The organism is Hymenobacter sp. UYAg731 (assembly GCF_054061335.1).
Map to the genome: position 1 here is coordinate 811,143 of NZ_JBSSEC010000004.1, position 17,049 is coordinate 828,191.

Annotated in this window: 12 protein-coding genes; 9 read left to right on the forward strand and 3 right to left on the reverse strand. The window is 61.3% G+C overall.

Annotation, left to right across the window (positions count from 1 at the left end; all coding sequences use genetic code 11):
• Window positions 1-24: 24 nt before the first annotated feature.
• The 3 genes from porU to ACVWYF_RS15530 form a co-directional block, all read right to left on the reverse strand.
• Window positions 25-4,041, reverse strand: a complete 4,017-nt coding sequence (porU, locus tag ACVWYF_RS15520; RefSeq protein WP_457069582.1) for a type IX secretion system sortase PorU — start codon at window positions 4,039-4,041, stop codon at window positions 25-27.
• Window positions 4,042-4,188: 147 nt separating this feature from the next.
• Window positions 4,189-4,884 carry a CDP-alcohol phosphatidyltransferase family protein gene (locus ACVWYF_RS15525; protein ID WP_457069584.1) on the reverse strand — a complete coding sequence of 232 codons (696 nt, stop codon included), beginning with the start codon at window positions 4,882-4,884 and terminating at the stop codon, window positions 4,189-4,191.
• Between the two features lie 108 nt (window positions 4,885-4,992).
• The gene (locus ACVWYF_RS15530; RefSeq protein WP_457069586.1) at window positions 4,993-5,634 is read right to left on the reverse strand and encodes an MBL fold metallo-hydrolase; all 642 of its coding nucleotides are present in this window, start codon (window positions 5,632-5,634) and stop codon (window positions 4,993-4,995) included.
• 213 nt (window positions 5,635-5,847) lie between these two features.
• Here ACVWYF_RS15530 and ACVWYF_RS15535 point away from each other — a divergent pair, with 213 nt between their 5' ends.
• The 9 genes from ACVWYF_RS15535 (at window position 5,848) to ccsA (ACVWYF_RS15575) (ending at window position 16,893) form a co-directional block, all read left to right on the forward strand.
• Entirely contained in the window at window positions 5,848-6,924 is a 1,077-nt protein-coding gene (locus tag ACVWYF_RS15535) for an NAD(P)/FAD-dependent oxidoreductase (RefSeq protein ID WP_457069588.1), read from the forward strand.
• A 201-nt stretch (window positions 6,925-7,125) separates the two neighbouring features.
• Window positions 7,126-10,407 (forward strand): hypothetical protein, encoded by a 3,282-nt coding sequence (locus ACVWYF_RS15540; RefSeq protein ID WP_457069590.1) that lies wholly within the window; start codon window positions 7,126-7,128, stop codon window positions 10,405-10,407.
• Window positions 10,408-10,607: 200 nt separating this feature from the next.
• Window positions 10,608-11,255, forward strand: coding sequence for a heme exporter protein CcmB (locus tag ACVWYF_RS15545; protein WP_457069592.1), 648 nt, complete (start codon window positions 10,608-10,610; stop codon window positions 11,253-11,255).
• Between the two features lie 2 nt (window positions 11,256-11,257).
• On the forward strand, window positions 11,258-11,923 hold the full coding sequence (ccsA, locus tag ACVWYF_RS15550; protein ID WP_457069594.1) for a cytochrome c biogenesis protein CcsA: 666 nt from the start codon (window positions 11,258-11,260) through the stop codon (window positions 11,921-11,923).
• Window positions 11,913-12,158 carry a CcmD family protein gene (locus ACVWYF_RS15555; RefSeq protein ID WP_457069596.1) on the forward strand — a complete coding sequence of 82 codons (246 nt, stop codon included), beginning with the start codon at window positions 11,913-11,915 and terminating at the stop codon, window positions 12,156-12,158. The genes ccsA (ACVWYF_RS15550) and ACVWYF_RS15555 overlap by 11 nt, the downstream gene beginning before the upstream one ends.
• Window positions 12,159-12,215: 57 nt before the next feature.
• Window positions 12,216-12,644, forward strand: coding sequence for a cytochrome c maturation protein CcmE domain-containing protein (locus tag ACVWYF_RS15560; RefSeq protein WP_457069598.1), 429 nt, complete (start codon window positions 12,216-12,218; stop codon window positions 12,642-12,644).
• A 174-nt stretch (window positions 12,645-12,818) separates the two neighbouring features.
• On the forward strand, window positions 12,819-13,883 hold the full coding sequence (locus ACVWYF_RS15565) for a hypothetical protein (protein WP_457069600.1): 1,065 nt from the start codon (window positions 12,819-12,821) through the stop codon (window positions 13,881-13,883).
• Window positions 13,884-13,950: 67 nt separating this feature from the next.
• Window positions 13,951-14,283, forward strand: coding sequence for a nucleotidyltransferase family protein (locus ACVWYF_RS15570; RefSeq protein WP_457069602.1), 333 nt, complete (start codon window positions 13,951-13,953; stop codon window positions 14,281-14,283).
• 15 nt (window positions 14,284-14,298) lie between these two features.
• Window positions 14,299-16,893 carry a cytochrome c biogenesis protein CcsA gene (gene ccsA / locus ACVWYF_RS15575; protein ID WP_457069604.1) on the forward strand — a complete coding sequence of 865 codons (2,595 nt, stop codon included), beginning with the start codon at window positions 14,299-14,301 and terminating at the stop codon, window positions 16,891-16,893.
• The last annotated feature ends 156 nt before the right edge of the window (window positions 16,894-17,049 follow it).

Here is a 17,049-nt window from a genome sequence, read left to right on the forward strand (position 1 = left end):
GGCCCGGGCGCAAATAAAAGCGGATTAATTGAGGATGACGAGTTTTTCGTATTTCGAAGCCACCGAACTGTTGCGTTGCGAACGCACCGTGAGCCGGTAAACGTATACGCCGCGGGCCAGTTGGTCGTCGTAATCGTCGCGGCCGTTCCAGCTGATGCTCTGCTGGTGGGATACGGTGCTGGGTACGATGGCGTTGAGCGTTCGCACCAAGTGGCCGGCCACGGTAAAAATCTGCACTTGCACGTCCAGGTTGTCGGGTTCGCTGCCGGCCTGGTTGTGGTCGAAGAAGAACGTAGTGGAGTGGGCAAATGGATTGGGGTAGTTGAGGACGTGGTCGAGCGCCAGCTTAACATCGTGGGCCACTACGAATTCAATCTCCTTTTCGGACGAGTTATTATAAGTGTCCCAGGCTTTGACGGTGAGCGAGTGCGGACCCGTCGCAAGGTCTTTGAACAGATTCTTCACGTTGCCCGAGGTGAAATCGCCAACGTTGGACACATAGCTCTCGTTCAGGACCAGCTGTTTACTAGGGTCGTGGTCGAGAATGGCCGTGATGTCGTGGCCAATGCCCGTGCCCGTGGTGTTAATGCCGTTTTCGTCGGCCAAATCGGCCAGCAGCGTGGTGGTCTGGCCCGTGAGGCCGCCAAACACGAACGCCTTGCTGTCCATGAACAGGCTGATGCGCGGCGGCAGGTTGTCCTCGGGGGCATTGCGGGCCGCGCCGCCTATTAGCCGGGGCTGGTAGCCGTTGGCATCAATGCTGTGCGTACCATCGGAAGCGTAGAGGCTGATTTTGCCCATTCCTACCTGGTAGTTGATGTCCTTGGGTACCACAAACACCAGGCTGAATTTACCATTCACCACATCGGCCTGCCCACCATAAATCACGCTTTCCTGAATGCTGACCGGCACCGAAGTATCATCGGGCTCATTGGCCAGGGTCTTCACGGTGGTGGGCTTGTCGTAAATCGTGACTTGAGCCCGGCCGGTAAAGGCCGCGTTCAGGCTGCCATTGTTCAGCAGCTGGCCGTGCAAGTAAATGCGCGCCAGCGCGTGCAGCGTATCGGCATCCGCCCAACCTTTCCCGTTGCGCTGGCGCACGCTGTCGAGCACCACGGTTTGCTTGGGGTAGGCCAGCACCATGCTGGGGTCGGCCAGCAGCGAATAGTTGCGGTTGTTGATGCCCCCGGCCTGGTAGTCGTTCTTGCTCATCATCACAATGGTACCGATGTTGGGCATGCGGCCATTGATGGGCTGGAGCACCCGGTTGAAGTAGCGCTGGTTGAGGCCGGCGTTGAGGCCGGCTTCCACTACGCGGGTGGTGGTGAAAAGGCCAACCGCCCCGCTCGTGGCATTATCGGTGAGCGACTGCTCGCCAGCAGAGGTGAAGTCGGGGTTATCGTAGGTGCTGAAATCGCAGGTACCGGTGGTGAAGAACGTCAGGTTGTTGGGGTTGCGCAGGGCCAGCACCGAGGCATTGGTCACAATTTGCTCATCGGCCAGGCCCTTGGGGCCGCCGTGGCCCAGGTAGTTCACAATCAGCGAGCCCTGCTCTATCGACTGGTCGATGGCGCGGTTAGCATCGGGCGAGCGTTGGCCGGCGGCCACTGCCTGCTGGGCGTACAGGTCCAGGTACACTTTATGCACATTGTAGGCCGGCGCGGTGGCGTTGATGATGTTGGCAATGCCATCCGACCCGTAAGTATTGTCGATGAATATGTTGCCATTGCCATCATCCGACACCAGGGTAATGCGGTTGCGCCACTTGCCATAGGCCGCAGCAGCATCGTAGCCAATCACCTTGTTCACCGTCTGCTGGGCCTGGGTGGTGTTGTGCAGCTCCCCCTTGGGCATCCGTACCGGCAGGCGGCCTACGCCAATATCAAACAGCTCACTGCCAAGGTTCTGCTCGTCCCATTCCCCTTCGTTATCATCCAGCAGGGTGTAAAAATCATCGGAGGAGTAGCTGGCCGTGCCGTAAAAGCCCGGGTATGAGTAGGGCGACTGCGACTCCCGCGACTCGTAGGTGGGCACGTAGTTCTGGTTGAAAGCATCAAAATCGGCGTCGGTTTTGAAGGGCACCCGGTTTTTCCACCAGGCCGGCTCGGCGCTCTTGTCGTTGGAAGGGTCCGATTTGTAGTCGTACGAGGCATCGCCAAGCAGCAGCAGCTGCATGTTTTTGCCAGCCGGGGCGCGGTCATACAGCATCTTCATAAAGTCGCGGATGGCCGACACGTCCTGCCCACCCGACCCGAACTCGTTGTATACCTGGCCGGGCGTTACCACTTCCACCCGCAGGTTGTCGTGCGTGCTGCGGTGGGCGGCCAGCTGCTTTGCCTGGGCGATGAACGCCGGATGCGTCACAATAACCAGGTCCAGCATGGGCGCGCCGGCAGTGTTGTTTAGCGCGTGCAGGTCCTGGTTAGCTACTTTGCCGAAGGCCCGCACCGGGTGGTCACCAAAGTCGCCGCCCGGCTGCAGGGCCACAAACTCGCGCACCGTATCGGCCGGCGCGATAAAGCTGTTGCCATCGAGCGTCACAGCCATTGGGTGGCGCGGATTGGTTACGTCCCATACGACGGCTCCCGCTGGCAGGCCGGCAAAAACGTAGCGGTTCTGCGCGCCAAGGCCCACGTTGGTCAGCGTCCGGAATTCCATCTGCGCGCCGTTGAGCTTGAGCAGGCGCTCGGCATTGAGGTCAAAAAAGTCGAGGTAGCCGCTGGCCCCGGGGTCACCGCTGCCGTAGGTCAGCCCCAGCCGCAACTCATTGCCCGGCGCGCTCAGGCTCACTTGGTTGGTTTCTGAGGTTGTAATAGCATCGGGCGAGTACGGCTGGCCGGAACGGGCAGGAATAGACTGTGCGCCGAGGGATTGTCCGTTCAGCGTGAGCTGAAAAGCACTGGGGTTCGGCCCCGCGGAATTGGCCAGCAGATTCGTGGTGACGCGCACCGGGCTATTCGCCACCAAATCACTGATGCCGCCCAGCACAAACTCCTGCTTGCCGCCCACCTGAAAGCCCTCGCCCACCCAGTTGCGGCCCGAGTGTAGCAGGTTCACCAGGTCGTGCTCGTAAAAGTCGCGGTAGGTGAAAGTGGTGATGCTCGCGGGCTGGCCCGTGACCGGCACGGCCGCCTTCGTAGGCACCCGCAGGCCCGGCCGCGCATCCACTTTCACGAAGTAATAGGCCGTATCGGTGTAAATGTTGTTGCGGTGGTGGAACATGCCGCCCTGCGCCGCCCAGGTATGCGCGCCAGGCGAATAAAACAGAAAATACTCGTTGTCCTGGAGCGTGTTGTCTCCATCGCCCACGAACTGAATGTTATTTTCCACCAGGTCATCGGGCCGGAACACGGCGTTGGCCTGGGGCAGAATGCCCATGGAGTTGCCGTACAAATGCAGGTTATTGGGGTTGAAGCCCGCCGGCAGGCCCAGCTTGCTCAGCGCGGCTTTATCGAGCTTGTAGATGCCGCTTTTGGTGTTGCCGGTTTCGGCCACGCCCAGCTTGTACCAATCGCCGCTTTGCAGCACCGAATGGTTGGCATAATTTCGGATGGAAGCGGTGCCCCGGGCGGCCACGCCCGCGCCAGTGGGCGCGTAGCGGTAGTCGAACGAAACCAGGCGCTCGGGCTGGCCGCTCTGGGGGCTGCGCCGCACGGGCCGCAGGCGCAGGAAAGTCACGGCCTGCTTCATTTCGACACCCGTGATGAGCTGGGCCTCGGGGCCGGCCGGCAGCTTGCTGACGTTGAACATCTTGGCGTCGGCCGCCGAGAACGGCTCATACACCATATTGAGAAAATCGCCCTGGCGCACGGCTCCGCTCAGGCGCATGCTAAACCAGCCTACCTGGTCATCGAGCACCAACTGAGCTTCGCTGAAGCCGGGCACTTTCTGCTTGCGCGGGTTCAGGCTGGGCACGTTAATGTAGCCGCCCCATTTCACTACTCCGTGGGCCGTGGTACCGTCCGACTGGGCCTGTACCGCCGGGGCCGCCGCCCCCACGATGATTCCCACGCATGCAACAAAGAGGAAAGAAAGACGCATACACCTTGATAAATTGAAACCTGTTTCCTGTCTGCCCGTCCGTCACGTAGTGGCTCCCGCAACAGCACCACCGGGCAGCAGGTTCACCCGGCGATGGCTTCTTAACAACCAAATAATCTATTTATTGCGTCCCTGCATCCAACAATGCTACCGAACGGCCGTTTTCGGCACCGAGAGCAGCACGTAGAGCAGCACCACCAGCGGCACGGCGGCGGCGCGCAACACCAGCAATAATCCTGCCGCCAGCAGCAGGAAAATAAATCGCCGCCGATTATCGGCCCAGCGGAAGGTCTTAAACTTGAGGGCAAACAAGGGCAATTCGGCCACCAGCAGCCCCGACAGCAGCGCCGTGAGGCCCAGTAGCAGCCAGGGATTCAGAATAATCGGGGCGATTCCGAATTGGTCGTACGCCAGAATGAGCGGCAGCGAAGCCACCACCAACGTGCAGGCTGGCGTGGGCAGGCCGATGAATGAGGTCGTCTGCCGGGTATCGTTGTTGAACTTGGCCAGCCGCAGAGCCGAGAAGATGCTGACCGCGAAGCCGAAGTACGGTGCCCACTCCGGCAGCCCGCCCGCGCCCACGCTGCGCGTGAGCAGCTCGAAAAAAATCGCGCCCGGCACCACCCCGAAGGAAACCATATCGGCCAGCGAATCGAGGTCTTTGCCGATAGCGGAGGATACGCGTAAGGCCCGGGCCAGCAGGCCATCGGCGAAGTCGGCGGCGGCGGCGGCGGCCACAAACCAGGCCCCGATTTCCAGCCGGCCGGCAAAAATATTGGTCAGCGCCAGGCAGCCGCAAAGAAGGTTGAGGCAGGTTACGGCGTTGGGCAGATGTCTTTTCATTTAACAGTTATCAATTAACATTCATCATTTTAACAACTTCGTCTATCTTCTTCAGCCTTCACTTGGCAGCACAATTGGTGCCCACTAATGGCTGTTAAATGATAAATGTTAAATGAGAAACGGGTTGCCGCGCCGCTCCTCGCCGATGGTGGTGGCGGGGCCGTGGCCGGGGTACACGGTGGTGGCATCGGGCAGGGTCATCAGCTCGGTTTCGATGCTGTGGAGCAGTTCGGCGTGGTTGCCGCCGGGCAAATCGGTACGGCCAATGCTGCGCTGAAACAATACGTCGCCGCCGATAACGGTGGCCGTGGGCGCGTGGTAGAATACGACGTGGCCCGGCGCGTGGCCCGGCGTGAAACGCACTTCCAGCTCGGTTTCGCCGATATGCACGGGCTGGCCGGCCACCAGCTCGCCGGTGGGCTCGGCCGGCTGGTACTGCGGAAAGCCGTAGTTGCCGGCGTAGGTGGGCACGGCACGTAGCGTGGGCAGGTCGAGGCGATGCAGCAGAAACGGCGTGCCGGGCCAGGTGCTGAGCACATACTGATTGCCCAGTACATGGTCGATGTGCGCGTGGGTATTCAGCAGCAATACTACCTGTAAATCATTGTTTGCCACGTACTCCCGCAGGGCCTGCTGCTCGGCGGGCGCGTAGCAGCCGGGGTCCACGATGGCGCATTGCCGGGTGGCCTCGTCAATAAGCAGGTAGGTGTTTTCGGAAAAAGCGTTGAAGGTGAAACCAGCGACAGTCATAACAAAATAGAGGTTCTGAGCAATGCGGAAAGGTACGGCAGAAAAGAAATGCGGAACGGGAAAAGCTGTCATCCTGAGCGCAGCGAAGGACCTTATCGCGCCAGAACGGTTTGCCGTAATTGGTAAATACGATGTGAACATGATAAGGTGCTCCGCTCAGGATGACAGCCCCCCTCATTCCTCATTCAGCCCTGTGTCCTTACCTTGCCGGCCATGACGGACTGTGATTTTCTGGTAGTGGGCCACGGCATTGCGGGCGCCACGCTGGCTTACGTGTTGCGCGAGCGGGGCCACCGGGTGCTGGTGTACGACCCCGGCCAGGAGAATTCGGCCTCCAACGTAGCGGCGGGCCTGATGAACCCCGTGGCCGGCAAGCGCTTCGCCCTCACCTGGCGGGCGGCCGAGCTACTGCCCTTTGCAGCGGCTTTCTACCGCGAGTTGGAGCAGCGCTATCAGCAGTCGTTTTTCAGCGAAGCGCCCATTTTCAAAATCTTTGGCTCGGTAGAGGAGCAAAATGCCATGCTGGCCCGCAGCGCCGACCATCCGTGGGGCGACTTCGTGGCCACCCTCGTCACCACCGACCCCGGCCTGCCCGGCGTACAAGCGCCCTTTGGCGGAGCCTGGCTGCGGCACGGCGGCCACGTAGCGGTGCGCGAGTTGCTGGCCCGCATGGCCGCCGAGGGCACCCGCGACGGCTGGCTGCGCCGCGAAACGTTTGACTGGACCCAGCTGGTTTTCGAACCCACCGGAGCTGAATACGCCGGGCAGGTGCGGGCGCGCCACGTCATCTGCTGCGAGGGCGCGGCGGCCGTGCATAATCCGTATTTTAACTGGCTGCCCCTCACGCCCAACCAGGGCGAGGTGCTGGACGTGGAATGCGCGGGCCTGAGCCAGGGCCAGGTGCTCAACCGGGGTGCCTACGTGGTGCCGGTGGGCGCGGGGCGGTTTCGGGTGGGCGCTACCTACCGCTGGCCGCCGTTTGCCGACGGCCCCACAGCCGTGGGCCGCGAGGAGTTGGCCGCCCGGCTCACCGTGGTCACCGACCTGCCGTTTGCCGTGACGGGGCAGTTGGCCGGGGTGCGGCCCGCCGTGCGCGACCGCCGGCCGCTCATTGGCCCCCACCCCACCGTGCCGGCGTTAAGCTTTTGCGGCGGCTACGGGTCCAAGGGCGTGATGCTGGCCCCCCGGCTGGCAGTGATGCTGGCCGATTTTCTAACCAATCAGGCCGAGCTTTGGCCCGATGCCAGCTTGCAGCGTTACAAGGCTTTGCAGCCGGCAGGCGTACATTGAAACCTCATTGAGCACGGCTCCGGGCGGGACGGCGGCGCTTCGTTTGACCGGCTGAATTGTGGCTGGATAATAATTCTCCGTTAACTACTTTTATTGCAGGCCGGGCGGGCGGTTTGGCATTCGCTTAACTGCCTAGCGCAGGCCGCAAATTTTTTAGCGTTTCGGCGGATTAATTTTTGTCTTTGCTCGTTGGCTCTCATTATGACCATTCCACTATCCACTACTACGAAGCGTACGCTGGGGGTCCTGGCGGTGCTCCTGCCGATGCTCTGCCCGCCCACGGCCCTGGCCCAGACGGCGCAGGAGCCCTTTGGCCGCGTGCGCGTGCAATACAAGGATTTCCGCTGGCAGCAACTTAGCACGCAGAATTTCAACGTGATGTACTACGACGGCGGTGCGGCCAGCGCCCGCCGCGCCGCCGAGTACGCCGAGAAGGAATTGCAGCGCATCACGGCGCTCATCGGCTACTATCCGTACTCAAAATCAACGCTGCTGTTTTACAATTCGGTGGGCGATTTGCGCCAGAGCAACATTGGCCTCACCGCCACGCAGCAGCAGATAAACGGCGGCGAAACCCCGCTGGCCCGCATGAGCAAGGTCCAGATTGCCTTCACCGGCGAGGAAACCGAGTTCAAGCGCCAGCTCAGCACCCAGATTACCGAGGTGCTGCTCAACGACATGATGTACGGCGGCTCGCTTAAGGAAGTGCTGCAAAGCAGCTACCTCTTGCAACTGCCCGACTGGTTCATCGGCGGGGCCTCGGCCTACGCCGCCGAGGGCTGGAGCGTGGACATGGACGGCTACATGCGCGACATGACCAAGCAGTACCCCACCGGCAACCGCACGGCCCCGTTTTTTCTGCGCAACTCGAAGCTCGCCGGTCAGAGCATCTGGAACTACGTGGCCGAGCGCTACGGCTACACCACCATCCAGAACATTCTGAACCTCACGCGCATCACCCGCGATGTGGAGGTGGGCATCAGCTCGTCGCTGAACGTGCCGTTTAAAGTGTTTCTAAAAGACTGGCTGACGTACTACCGCGAGCTCAACGGTCAGCCCGTGGCCACGCTGGTGGAGCCCGACAAGAAATTCCGCCAGAGCGGCCGCAACCGCCATTCCGATGTGTTCTCGCAGCCCATCGTGAGTCCCAATGGCCAGCAAGTGGCTTATGCCCAGAACGAAGGCGGCCGCTACCGCGTGATGGTGGTGGACCGCGACGGCCGCCATCGCCGCACCCTGAGCCGCGGCGGCTACCACACCCCCGACCAGCAGGTGGAAACCCGCCTGCCCGTGCTGGCCTGGCGCGGCAACTCCCAGGTGGCGGTGGCCGAAATGAGCCGGGGCGAAATGGCCCTGCACCTGCGCGAGGCCGACGGCAGGGGCATCGTGCGCCGGGTGCGCGAGGCCATTCGGTTTTCGCGGCCGGCTTCGCTGTTCGCCGCCTACGACCAGATACTGAGCATGAGCTACTCGCCCGATGGCAAGGCCCTGGCATTTAGCGCCGTGCGCAACGGGCAGAACGATATTTACCTACTGCGCGCTGGCAGCCGCAAGGTGGAGCAGCTCACCGACGACCTGTTCGACGACGTGCAGCCGGTATTCCTGCCCGGCGGACAGGCATTGGTATTCAGCTCCAACCGCTACCTCGATTCGCTGGGCCGCGCCCGGCCGGCCACGTTCCAGAACGTGGTGAACAACTACGATTTATTCCAGTACCACCTCGACGGCCGCCCAATACCAGTTGAGACGCTGGTGAGCACGATTTCAAACGAAACCCGGCCGCGCGCCATTTCCGACGATGAAATTCTGTACCTCGGCGAGGAAAGTGGCGTGCGTGCCCTATATCGGTATTCACTGAAAACCAAACAGCACGCGCTACTGACCAACTGGCTACCCAATACGCAGGATTTTGACTACAGCCCGCAGACGTCGGCGCTGGTATTTGTGGCCCCCGCGCAGTCCCGCGACATTCTGTACGTGTACCCCGAGTATCCGCTGCCGACGACGCTGCCCCTCACCAAAACCGCCCGGCAGCAAACGTTGGAAGAACGGTCGGCCGCGCCACGGGCCGCCACTCCCAAGCCGGCTGCGCCGGTAGTTACGCAGGCAGTTGCCCCCGTAGCGCAACCAGCTGATTCGACCGATAATCAACCTGCTACCCGCCGCGAACGCCGCAAAGCCACCGAAGCGGTGAACACCAGCGACTATCAGTTTGAGGAAGATGAGCCCGTGCAGGCCGCAGCGGCCAAGCGGCGCCGCCTCACCCCTACCGCCGCTTCCACGGCAGCAGCGGCTACGGCCAGAGCGCAGGCCGACGCCCCGGCCCTCACCGGCCCCTTCCGCTACGACACGCGCTTCATGGCAGATAACGTGTCGACTTCGCTGTACATGGACCCGCTGCTGGGTCTCGGCCTCCAGTTCAAAGCGGCCCTGACCGATGTGCTGGAGAACCAGCGCATCGACGCCAGCCTGTTTGGCTTGTTCGACCTGCGCACCAGCAACATCCGCGCATCCTATACCAACCTGACCAAGCGCTACGACTGGAGCATTTCCTACCAGAAGCAAGCCTATTTCTTCGACATTGATGGCAACTACAACTACCGCTACGGCCGCCACGAAGTAGCCCCCACCATCGCCTACCCGCTCACCCATAACCTGAGTGTGCGCGGCGGCCCCCGCTTCGTGAGTATTTCGCGCACCCGGCTGGGCGATGTATCGACGGAAACCGACCAGAGCTACAACTACTTGGGCTACAACGGCGAGTTGGTATTCGATAACAGCATCACCACCGGCGTGAATATGGTGAGCGGCACCCGGCTGAAAGCCAGCGTGTTGAATCTAACCAACTTGGGCGACAAGGGCATGAGCTTCGGCAAGTTCGTTATCGATTTGCGCCACTATCAGAAAATCAGCCGCTCCATTGTGTGGGCCAACCGGGCCAGCTACGGGCAGTTTTTTGGTCCCCGGCCGCAGGTGTTCCGCATCGGCGGCATGGACGACTGGCTGAACGGCGGCTACGCCGGCAGCCGCTTTCTGAATGGCTACACGGCCCCTGACCAAGTGTTCAACCAGGAATTCGTAACCAACCTGCGCGGCTTCGATTACAGCGCCCGTAGCGGCCCGCGCTACGTGCTGTTCAACAGTGAATTGCGCGTACCCATCGTGCAGTATTTCGCGCACCGGCCCATTTATTCGGGCTTCTTTCGCAACCTGCAGCTGGTGGGTTTTGCCGATGCCGGCACGGCCTATTCGGGCACCAACCCCTTCGGCACCGACAACTCGGCCAACACTAAAATCACCCAGTTCAATAATTATTTTGGGGCCACGGTCACTAATTTCAGCAACCCGCTGCTGGTAGGCTACGGCGTGGGCGCGCGCACCACGCTGCTGGGCTTCTACGGCAAGGTGGACGTGGCTTGGGGCCAGGAAGACTACGTGACCCACGGCCCGAAATTTTACTTCACGCTAGGCTACGATTTCTAGAGCGCAAACGTGAAGAACGTCATGCTGAGCGCAGCCGAAGCATCTCCCCCGCAGATAGTAAATGAATACTTGAACGGTAGAGATGCTTCGACTGCGCTTAGCATGACGTTCTTTTTTCGTGTCCATACCGGCCCGTTCCGGTCGTATCTTTGCGGCCCGAAACCGACCCTGTGCCTGTGCTGCTCCGCGAAATTTCAACCTTGTTAGCCAAAGACTTCCGCCTGGAATGGCGGCAGCGGGCGGCGCTGGGCGGGCTGCTGCTCTACGTGGGCAGCACGGTGTTTGTGTGCTTTCTGAGCTTCAGCCTGCGCGGCGGCACGCCCCCGCCCCCGGCCTGGAACGCGCTGCTGTGGGTCATTCTGCTCTTCGCCGCCATCAATGCCGTGGCCAAAGGCTTTATGCAGGAAAGCCCCGGCCAGCGGCTGTACTACTACACGCTGGTGCGGCCACAGGCCGTTATCCTGGCCAAAATCCTCTACAACACCCTGCTGCTCATGGCAGTGGCGTTACTGGCTTTGTTCCTATACACCGTATTTCTCGGCAACCCGATTCAGGATGCGCCGCTGTTTGTGGCCAACCTGATGCTGGGGGCGGTGGGCTTTGCCACCACGCTCACGCTGGTGTCGGGCATCGCGGCCAAGGCGGGAGGCAACGGCGCTACGCTCATGGCCATCCTCGGCTTCCCACTGATGGTACCTATGCTGCTGCTGCTCATCAAGGTGAGCAAGAATGCGCTGGACGGGCTGGACCGTAGCGTGAGCCAGCAGTCGCTGCTCACGCTGCTGGCGCTAAACATGTTGGTCGGTGCGGTGTCTTATTTATTGTTTCCTTTTTTGTGGAGAGGTTGAGTATGAAATGGACCTGGTGGAAAGTATTGACCGTGGTGTTCCTGCTGTATTCGGCGGCGGCGGGCTTTTTGCTGCCCGTGCCCCGGTTGGCCATCGTGAATGAAAGCATTCGGAACCTGTATTTCCACGTGCCCATGTGGTTTGCCATGATGGTGATTCTGGGCACATCGGTATTTCGCTCGATGCAATACCTGCGCAATCCGTCGGCCCGGTTGGATATTCTCAGCCACGAGGCCGCCAAGTCGGGCATCGTGCTTGGGCTGTTGGGCCTGGCCACGGGCAGCCTGTGGGCCAAGTACACCTGGGGCGCGTGGTGGACGCCCGACCCGCGCCTGAACGCCGCCGCCGTGGCCATGTTAATCTACGGGGCTTACCTGGTGCTGCGCGGCTCGTTCCGCGACGAGCAGCAGCGGGCACGCGTGTCGGCCATCTACAACATTTTCGCGTTTGCGGCGGCCATTCCGCTGCTATTCATTCTGCCACGCCTGGCGGGCAACAGCCTGCACCCCGGCCAAACCGGCAACCCCGGCTTCAACAAGTACGACCTCGACAGCACCATGCGGATGGTGTTTTACCCCGCCGTCATCGGCTGGATTCTATTTGCTTTCTGGATGACTCAGGTGAGCAGCCGGCTGGCCTTTTTGCAATTGAAACTCGATGAAAAATAACATTCTGGCCCGCTTGTTCGGCGCGTTTGGCCTGCTGCAAATTCTGCTTTTCACCGCAACCACGGCCCTGGCCCAGGCCCCCGGTGCCGAAGCCCCCGAAATGGCCGACGCGTTGCGGGCCAACGGCAAAATCTACGTGGTAGTGGCAGCCGTGGTCATCATTGTGGCCGGCTTGCTGTTCTACCTTATCTCGCTCGACCGCAAGGTGAGCAAGCTGGAGAAAGAAATAAAGTAGCCCCAAACCGTGTCCCAGCGGCACCCGAACGTTGTTACTGCTGTTAGCTATATCCTTATGAAAAAGTCGCACCTCTTCGTTCTGGCCATCATTGCGGTGGCCGCTGCCATCATCCTCAGCACCACCGCCGATGCCAGCGTGTACGTGGGCTTCGGCGAGGCCCGCACCCGTGCCGCCGAGGGCAACACCACCAAAGTACACGTAGTAGGCAAGCTCCCGCGTGATGCCGCTAAGCACCCCCTGGGCCTGGAATACGACCCGGTGGCCGACCCCAACTACTTCGCCTTCACGCTGGTGGACACCACGCACCTGGCCCAGCGCGTGGTATACAACAACCCCAAGCCCCAGGATTTCGACGCTTCCGAGCAGGTCGTTATCACCGGCTGCATGAAGGGCGACGTGTTCATGGCCGATAACATCCTGCTGAAGTGCCCCAGCAAGTACGTGAAGAAGGATTTGAAAGGCGCGACGGCTTCGGTCAATTAGATTAGAACAGTATTGGTAGCCAGCCCGACGGTCATGCTGAGCTTGCCGAAGCAGCTCTCCCGCATAAGTAATTCATTTACTTATGCGGGAGAGCTGCTTCGGCAAGCTCAGCATGACGTTCTTTTTTTCGGTGGTCGGGGTCAGCTATTGGTTTTGTTGTTGTTGTTCATTTCAGTGTCTGGCGCAACCGCGCAGGTGCCGAACGACAACCTTGAGAACCGCCGTGTGCTGCGGCTGGAAGAAACCATTACCTCCAGCACCACTGGCTGCACCGTGCAGCGCGGCTGTGTGGATGAGCGCCTGACCGGCAAGTGCATCGAGTACCATAACGACCAGTGGTTTGAGTTCACGCCCCGTAATTCCGGCCGGTACTTCATCAACATTGGCGGCCAGAAGTGCCGCGATGTGCGCGGGGTGCAGCTGGTGGTACTCATCGGGACGCCCTGCCAGCCGGCCACGTACAGCGTACTCAGCTGCACTTCGCTGGGCACGCAGGACGACGTGTTTGTGACCCTGGATTCGTTGCACGCCGGCCAGCCTTATTTGTTGGATGTAGACGGCTACCTCAAGGATTTTTGCCAGTTTACGCTGCAAGTGAGCCAGGTAGCGGCGGGATTACCGGCCGTGCCGCCGCCCGCTTCGCTGGCCGGAGCGCTGCCGGGCAGCAACCGGGTCGTGAACCTCGAATGGACGTTGCCCGACTCGCTGGCGGCCACTGCGCGCTGCCGGGTGTTGCGCCGCGAGTTGCGTGAGTTTCGGAGCAGCGAGCGGGCGCGGGTGCCGGTGGGTCGCAACACCTTGGGCGGCCAGCCGGCCATCTACACCGCCACCGATACCCTGCCCCAGCCCGGCTACTACCTCTATCAGATAGTGGCCGATGCCAGCTCCGACGGCCAGCCGCCCGCGCTGCTGCGGCAACAGTGGGTATCGTTCAGCCAGTTAAACCCGCTGCTGGCCCCGCCGCCCGCCGCCCCGCACATCGTGCTGCCACTCGACAAATACCCACGCAACGCCCGGCTGTCGGTCATCATCACCAACCCGGCCAATGGGCAGGTGCTGCTCTCGCGACAACTGGTGAGCAAGCCCGGCGACAAAAGCCAAGGTTGGCTGCCAGTTAGCAAGTGGCAGGCGGCGGGCCTGGAAAAAATTGCCGTTGAAATTACCTGTCATCCACCGCGCGGCGACTTTTTCACCGACCGATTGTTATTGAAGCTGCCGGCTCCAGCGGCGCGGCCGTAAATTTGCCCGATATTCTTCGGCCGAGCAGTAATCGTTGCTGTTTGCTCTTCTGCCTACTATCATTCCTATGCTCGCCCTTAATCCACGCTACGTGGCCATGCTGCAAGACCTGATGGCCCGGCACCTGCCTGCCGAGGTGGCCGTGTGGGCCTACGGCAGCCGCGTGAACGGCGACCATTACGAGGCCAGTGACCTGGATTTGGTACTGCGCACCCCCGACCTGACCCCGCTGCCGGGCCGCCCGCTCGCCGGGTTCCGCGAAGCGTTGACCGAGAGCAATCTCCCGATTTTTGTGGATACGCACGACTGGGCTACCCTGCCTGAGTCGTTTCATCCGAGAATTCTTAGCCGCTACGAAGTGGTGCGCCCCGGCACGCCCGCGCCCGCGGTTACCGTCTGATTTTACTTGTTGCTTATGAACTTATTAGTAGGACAAATCGGCCACCTCAGCGTCATTCTGGCCTTTGCGGCGGCGCTGGTGGCGGCGTATAGCTATTTCCAGGCCTCGCGGGGCCGGGCGCTGGGCGAGGAAGACCCGAGCTGGCTGCGACTGGGACGCGGGGCGTTTTTCGTGCATGGCGCGGCCATCGTGTCGGTGATTGTGTGCCTGTTCAACATCATCCACGCGCACCGCTACGAGTATTACTACGCCTGGAGCCACAGCTCGAACCACCTGCCGGTGCAGTACATGATTTCCTGTTTCTGGGAAGGTCAGGAGGGCTCGTTTCTGCTCTGGATTTTCTGGCACGTTGTGATTGGCCTAGCCATCATGCGCTACAACAAGAAGTGGGAAGCACCGGTAATGGCCGTATTCAGCGGCGTGCAGGTGTTTCTGGTGAGCATGATTGTAGGCGTGGTACTCGGGGGCGTGAAGATTGGCTCCTCCCCGTTTATCCTGCTGCGCGAGTTCCTGACGGACCTGCCGGTGTGGAAGATGAACCCCAACTTCGTGCCCAAGGACGGCACCGGCCTCAACGCCCTGCTCCAGAACTACTGGATGGTGATTCACCCGCCCACGCTGTTCCTGGGCTTCGCCCTGACCCTGGTTCCCTTTGCCTTCGCCATTGCCGCGCTTTGGAAAAAGGAGCTCACGGCCTGGGTGAAACCGGCTTTGCCCTGGACGCTTATTGGCGGTGGGGTGCTGGGCGTGGGCGTGGTAATGGGCGCGTACTGGGCCTATGAAACGCTAAACTTCGGCGGCTACTGGAACTGGGACCCGGTCGAAAATGCCGTGTACATTCCGTGGCTGGTGCTGGTGGCCTCGCTGCACGGCATGGTGCTGTGGCAGAAGCGCCGCACCGGCCTGCGCACCGCGTTTGCGCTGGTGGTGGCCACGTTCGTGCTGATTTTGTACGCCACGTTCCTCACGCGGAGCGGGGTGCTGGGCAATGCCTCGGTGCATTCGTTTACGGATTTGGGCCTGTCGGGCCAGCTGTTTATTTACCTGGCGGCCTTCACGGTGCTTGCGGTGGTGCTGCTGGTGTGGCGCTGGAAGGAGATTCCGATTTCAGCCAAAGAGCTCAATGCCTACAACCCCGAACTATGGGTGTTCGTGGGGGCCACGGTGCTGTGCCTCGGTGCGTTCCAGGTGCTGTTCACGACCAGTATTCCGGTCTATAATTCCTTTATGGGGCTGCTGGGCATCAAGACCAACGTGGCCCTGCCCGCCGACCAGATTGCCCACTATTCCAAACTCCAGCTCTGGATGGGCGTGGGCGTGGCGTTGCTCTCGGGCATCGCGCAGGTGATGTGGTGGCAGCGCAATACCAAGGAAACGCTCATCAACTCCCTGACCGCGCCCACGCTGCTGGCGCTGCTGGGCACGGCGCTGGTGGTGCTGCTGGTGCGTTACAACGACCTCACGATTTCGCCGGCTTACGTGGTGCTCACGCTGGCGGGGCTGTTTGGAGTGCTGGCCAATTTCGGCACCATCTTCACGCTGCTGCGGCGCGGGGTGCGGCTCTCGGGCGGGGCGGTGGCCCACCTGGGCATCGCGCTGATGCTGCTGGGCATCCTGGCCTCGTCGGGGTATTCGAGCATTATTTCGCGCAACGTGTCGGGGCTGCTGTATTCACGGGAGTTCACCGAGGATTTGAACCGCGACAACGTGCTGCTGTGGCGCAACGAAACCGCGCCCATGCACGGTTACCAACTCACCTATACGGGCCAGTTCTTTGAGGTGCCGGGCGTGCCGGGCTACGTGGACAAGCAGTTCCTGTACCGCACCGACGACGACTACAAGGCCGTGGCCCGCGCCCCCATTGCCGTGGATGGCAAAACCTACTACGCCACCGGCGACACGGTCGGGATTCTGCCCGAAAACACCTACTACCGCATCAATTACCGCGACCAGAAATCGGGCGAGCAGTTCACGCTTTACCCCCGGGCGCAGGTGAACGAGGAAATGGGCGGCCTGCTGGCCTCGCCGGCCATCCAGAAATTCTGGGGGCACGACATCTACACCCACATCAGCTCGGTGCTGGACCCGCGCAAGGAGAAGCCCTGGAGCGAAGCCAAGGAATCGGTGCTGAGCGTGGGCGACACCATTTTCCTCAACGACTACTTCGCCGTGTTCCGGGCCGTGGAGGCGGCGCACGAAACCGCCGGCCTCAACCTGCAAAAAGGCGACCTCGCCCTGCAAGCCGACATGATTGTGTACGGTGAAAAGCGGCAATACCACGTTCATCCCGTGTTTGTGGTGCGCAACCGCATGGTGGGCAGCCTGCCCGACGAGGCGGAAGACCTCGGCGTCCGCATCACCTTCAAAGCCGTGGACCCGGCCAAGGGTAAGTTCACCTTCGGCGTGAGCACCACGCAGAAGGACTACGTGATTCTGAAAGCCATGGAAAAGCCCTTCATCAACCTGCTCTGGAGCGGCACGCTGCTCATGGCCCTCGGCTTCGGGCTGAGCGTGCGGCAGCGCGGCGGCAAGGGCGTGCTGGCCGATACGTCGGCCGAAGCCCCGGCGCAGGCCAGCGGGCGGGCTGTGCGGCCCCAGCCGGTGGGCTAGCGGGCAGCGGTTATTTTATCAAAAGGCCACTCCGGGAAACGGGGTGGCCTTTTTTTGTGGCTGGCCGGGGCACTGGCATTGGCGAGGGCATTGAATGGGAGTTGACACGAGCAAAGTGCGGGCTGACATGGCCCAAGTATGAGTTGACATGCCCCA

What these genes read in the sequence shown, in the direction of transcription:
- porU (WP_457069582.1), bottom strand. Translation starts at nt 4,041, where the DNA reads ATGCGTCTTTCTTTCCTCTTTGTTGCATGCGTGGGAATCATCGTGGGG.
- ACVWYF_RS15525 (WP_457069584.1), bottom strand. Translation starts at nt 4,884, where the DNA reads ATGAAAAGACATCTGCCCAACGCCGTAACCTGCCTCAACCTTCTTTGC.
- ACVWYF_RS15530 (WP_457069586.1), bottom strand. Translation starts at nt 5,634, where the DNA reads ATGACTGTCGCTGGTTTCACCTTCAACGCTTTTTCCGAAAACACCTAC.
- ACVWYF_RS15535 (WP_457069588.1), top strand. Translation starts at nt 5,848, where the DNA reads ATGACGGACTGTGATTTTCTGGTAGTGGGCCACGGCATTGCGGGCGCC.
- ACVWYF_RS15540 (WP_457069590.1), top strand. Translation starts at nt 7,126, where the DNA reads ATGACCATTCCACTATCCACTACTACGAAGCGTACGCTGGGGGTCCTG.
- ccsA (WP_457069594.1), top strand. Translation starts at nt 11,258, where the DNA reads ATGAAATGGACCTGGTGGAAAGTATTGACCGTGGTGTTCCTGCTGTAT.
- ACVWYF_RS15555 (WP_457069596.1), top strand. Translation starts at nt 11,913, where the DNA reads ATGAAAAATAACATTCTGGCCCGCTTGTTCGGCGCGTTTGGCCTGCTG.
- ACVWYF_RS15560 (WP_457069598.1), top strand. Translation starts at nt 12,216, where the DNA reads ATGAAAAAGTCGCACCTCTTCGTTCTGGCCATCATTGCGGTGGCCGCT.
- ACVWYF_RS15570 (WP_457069602.1), top strand. Translation starts at nt 13,951, where the DNA reads ATGCTCGCCCTTAATCCACGCTACGTGGCCATGCTGCAAGACCTGATG.
- ccsA (WP_457069604.1), top strand. Translation starts at nt 14,299, where the DNA reads ATGAACTTATTAGTAGGACAAATCGGCCACCTCAGCGTCATTCTGGCC.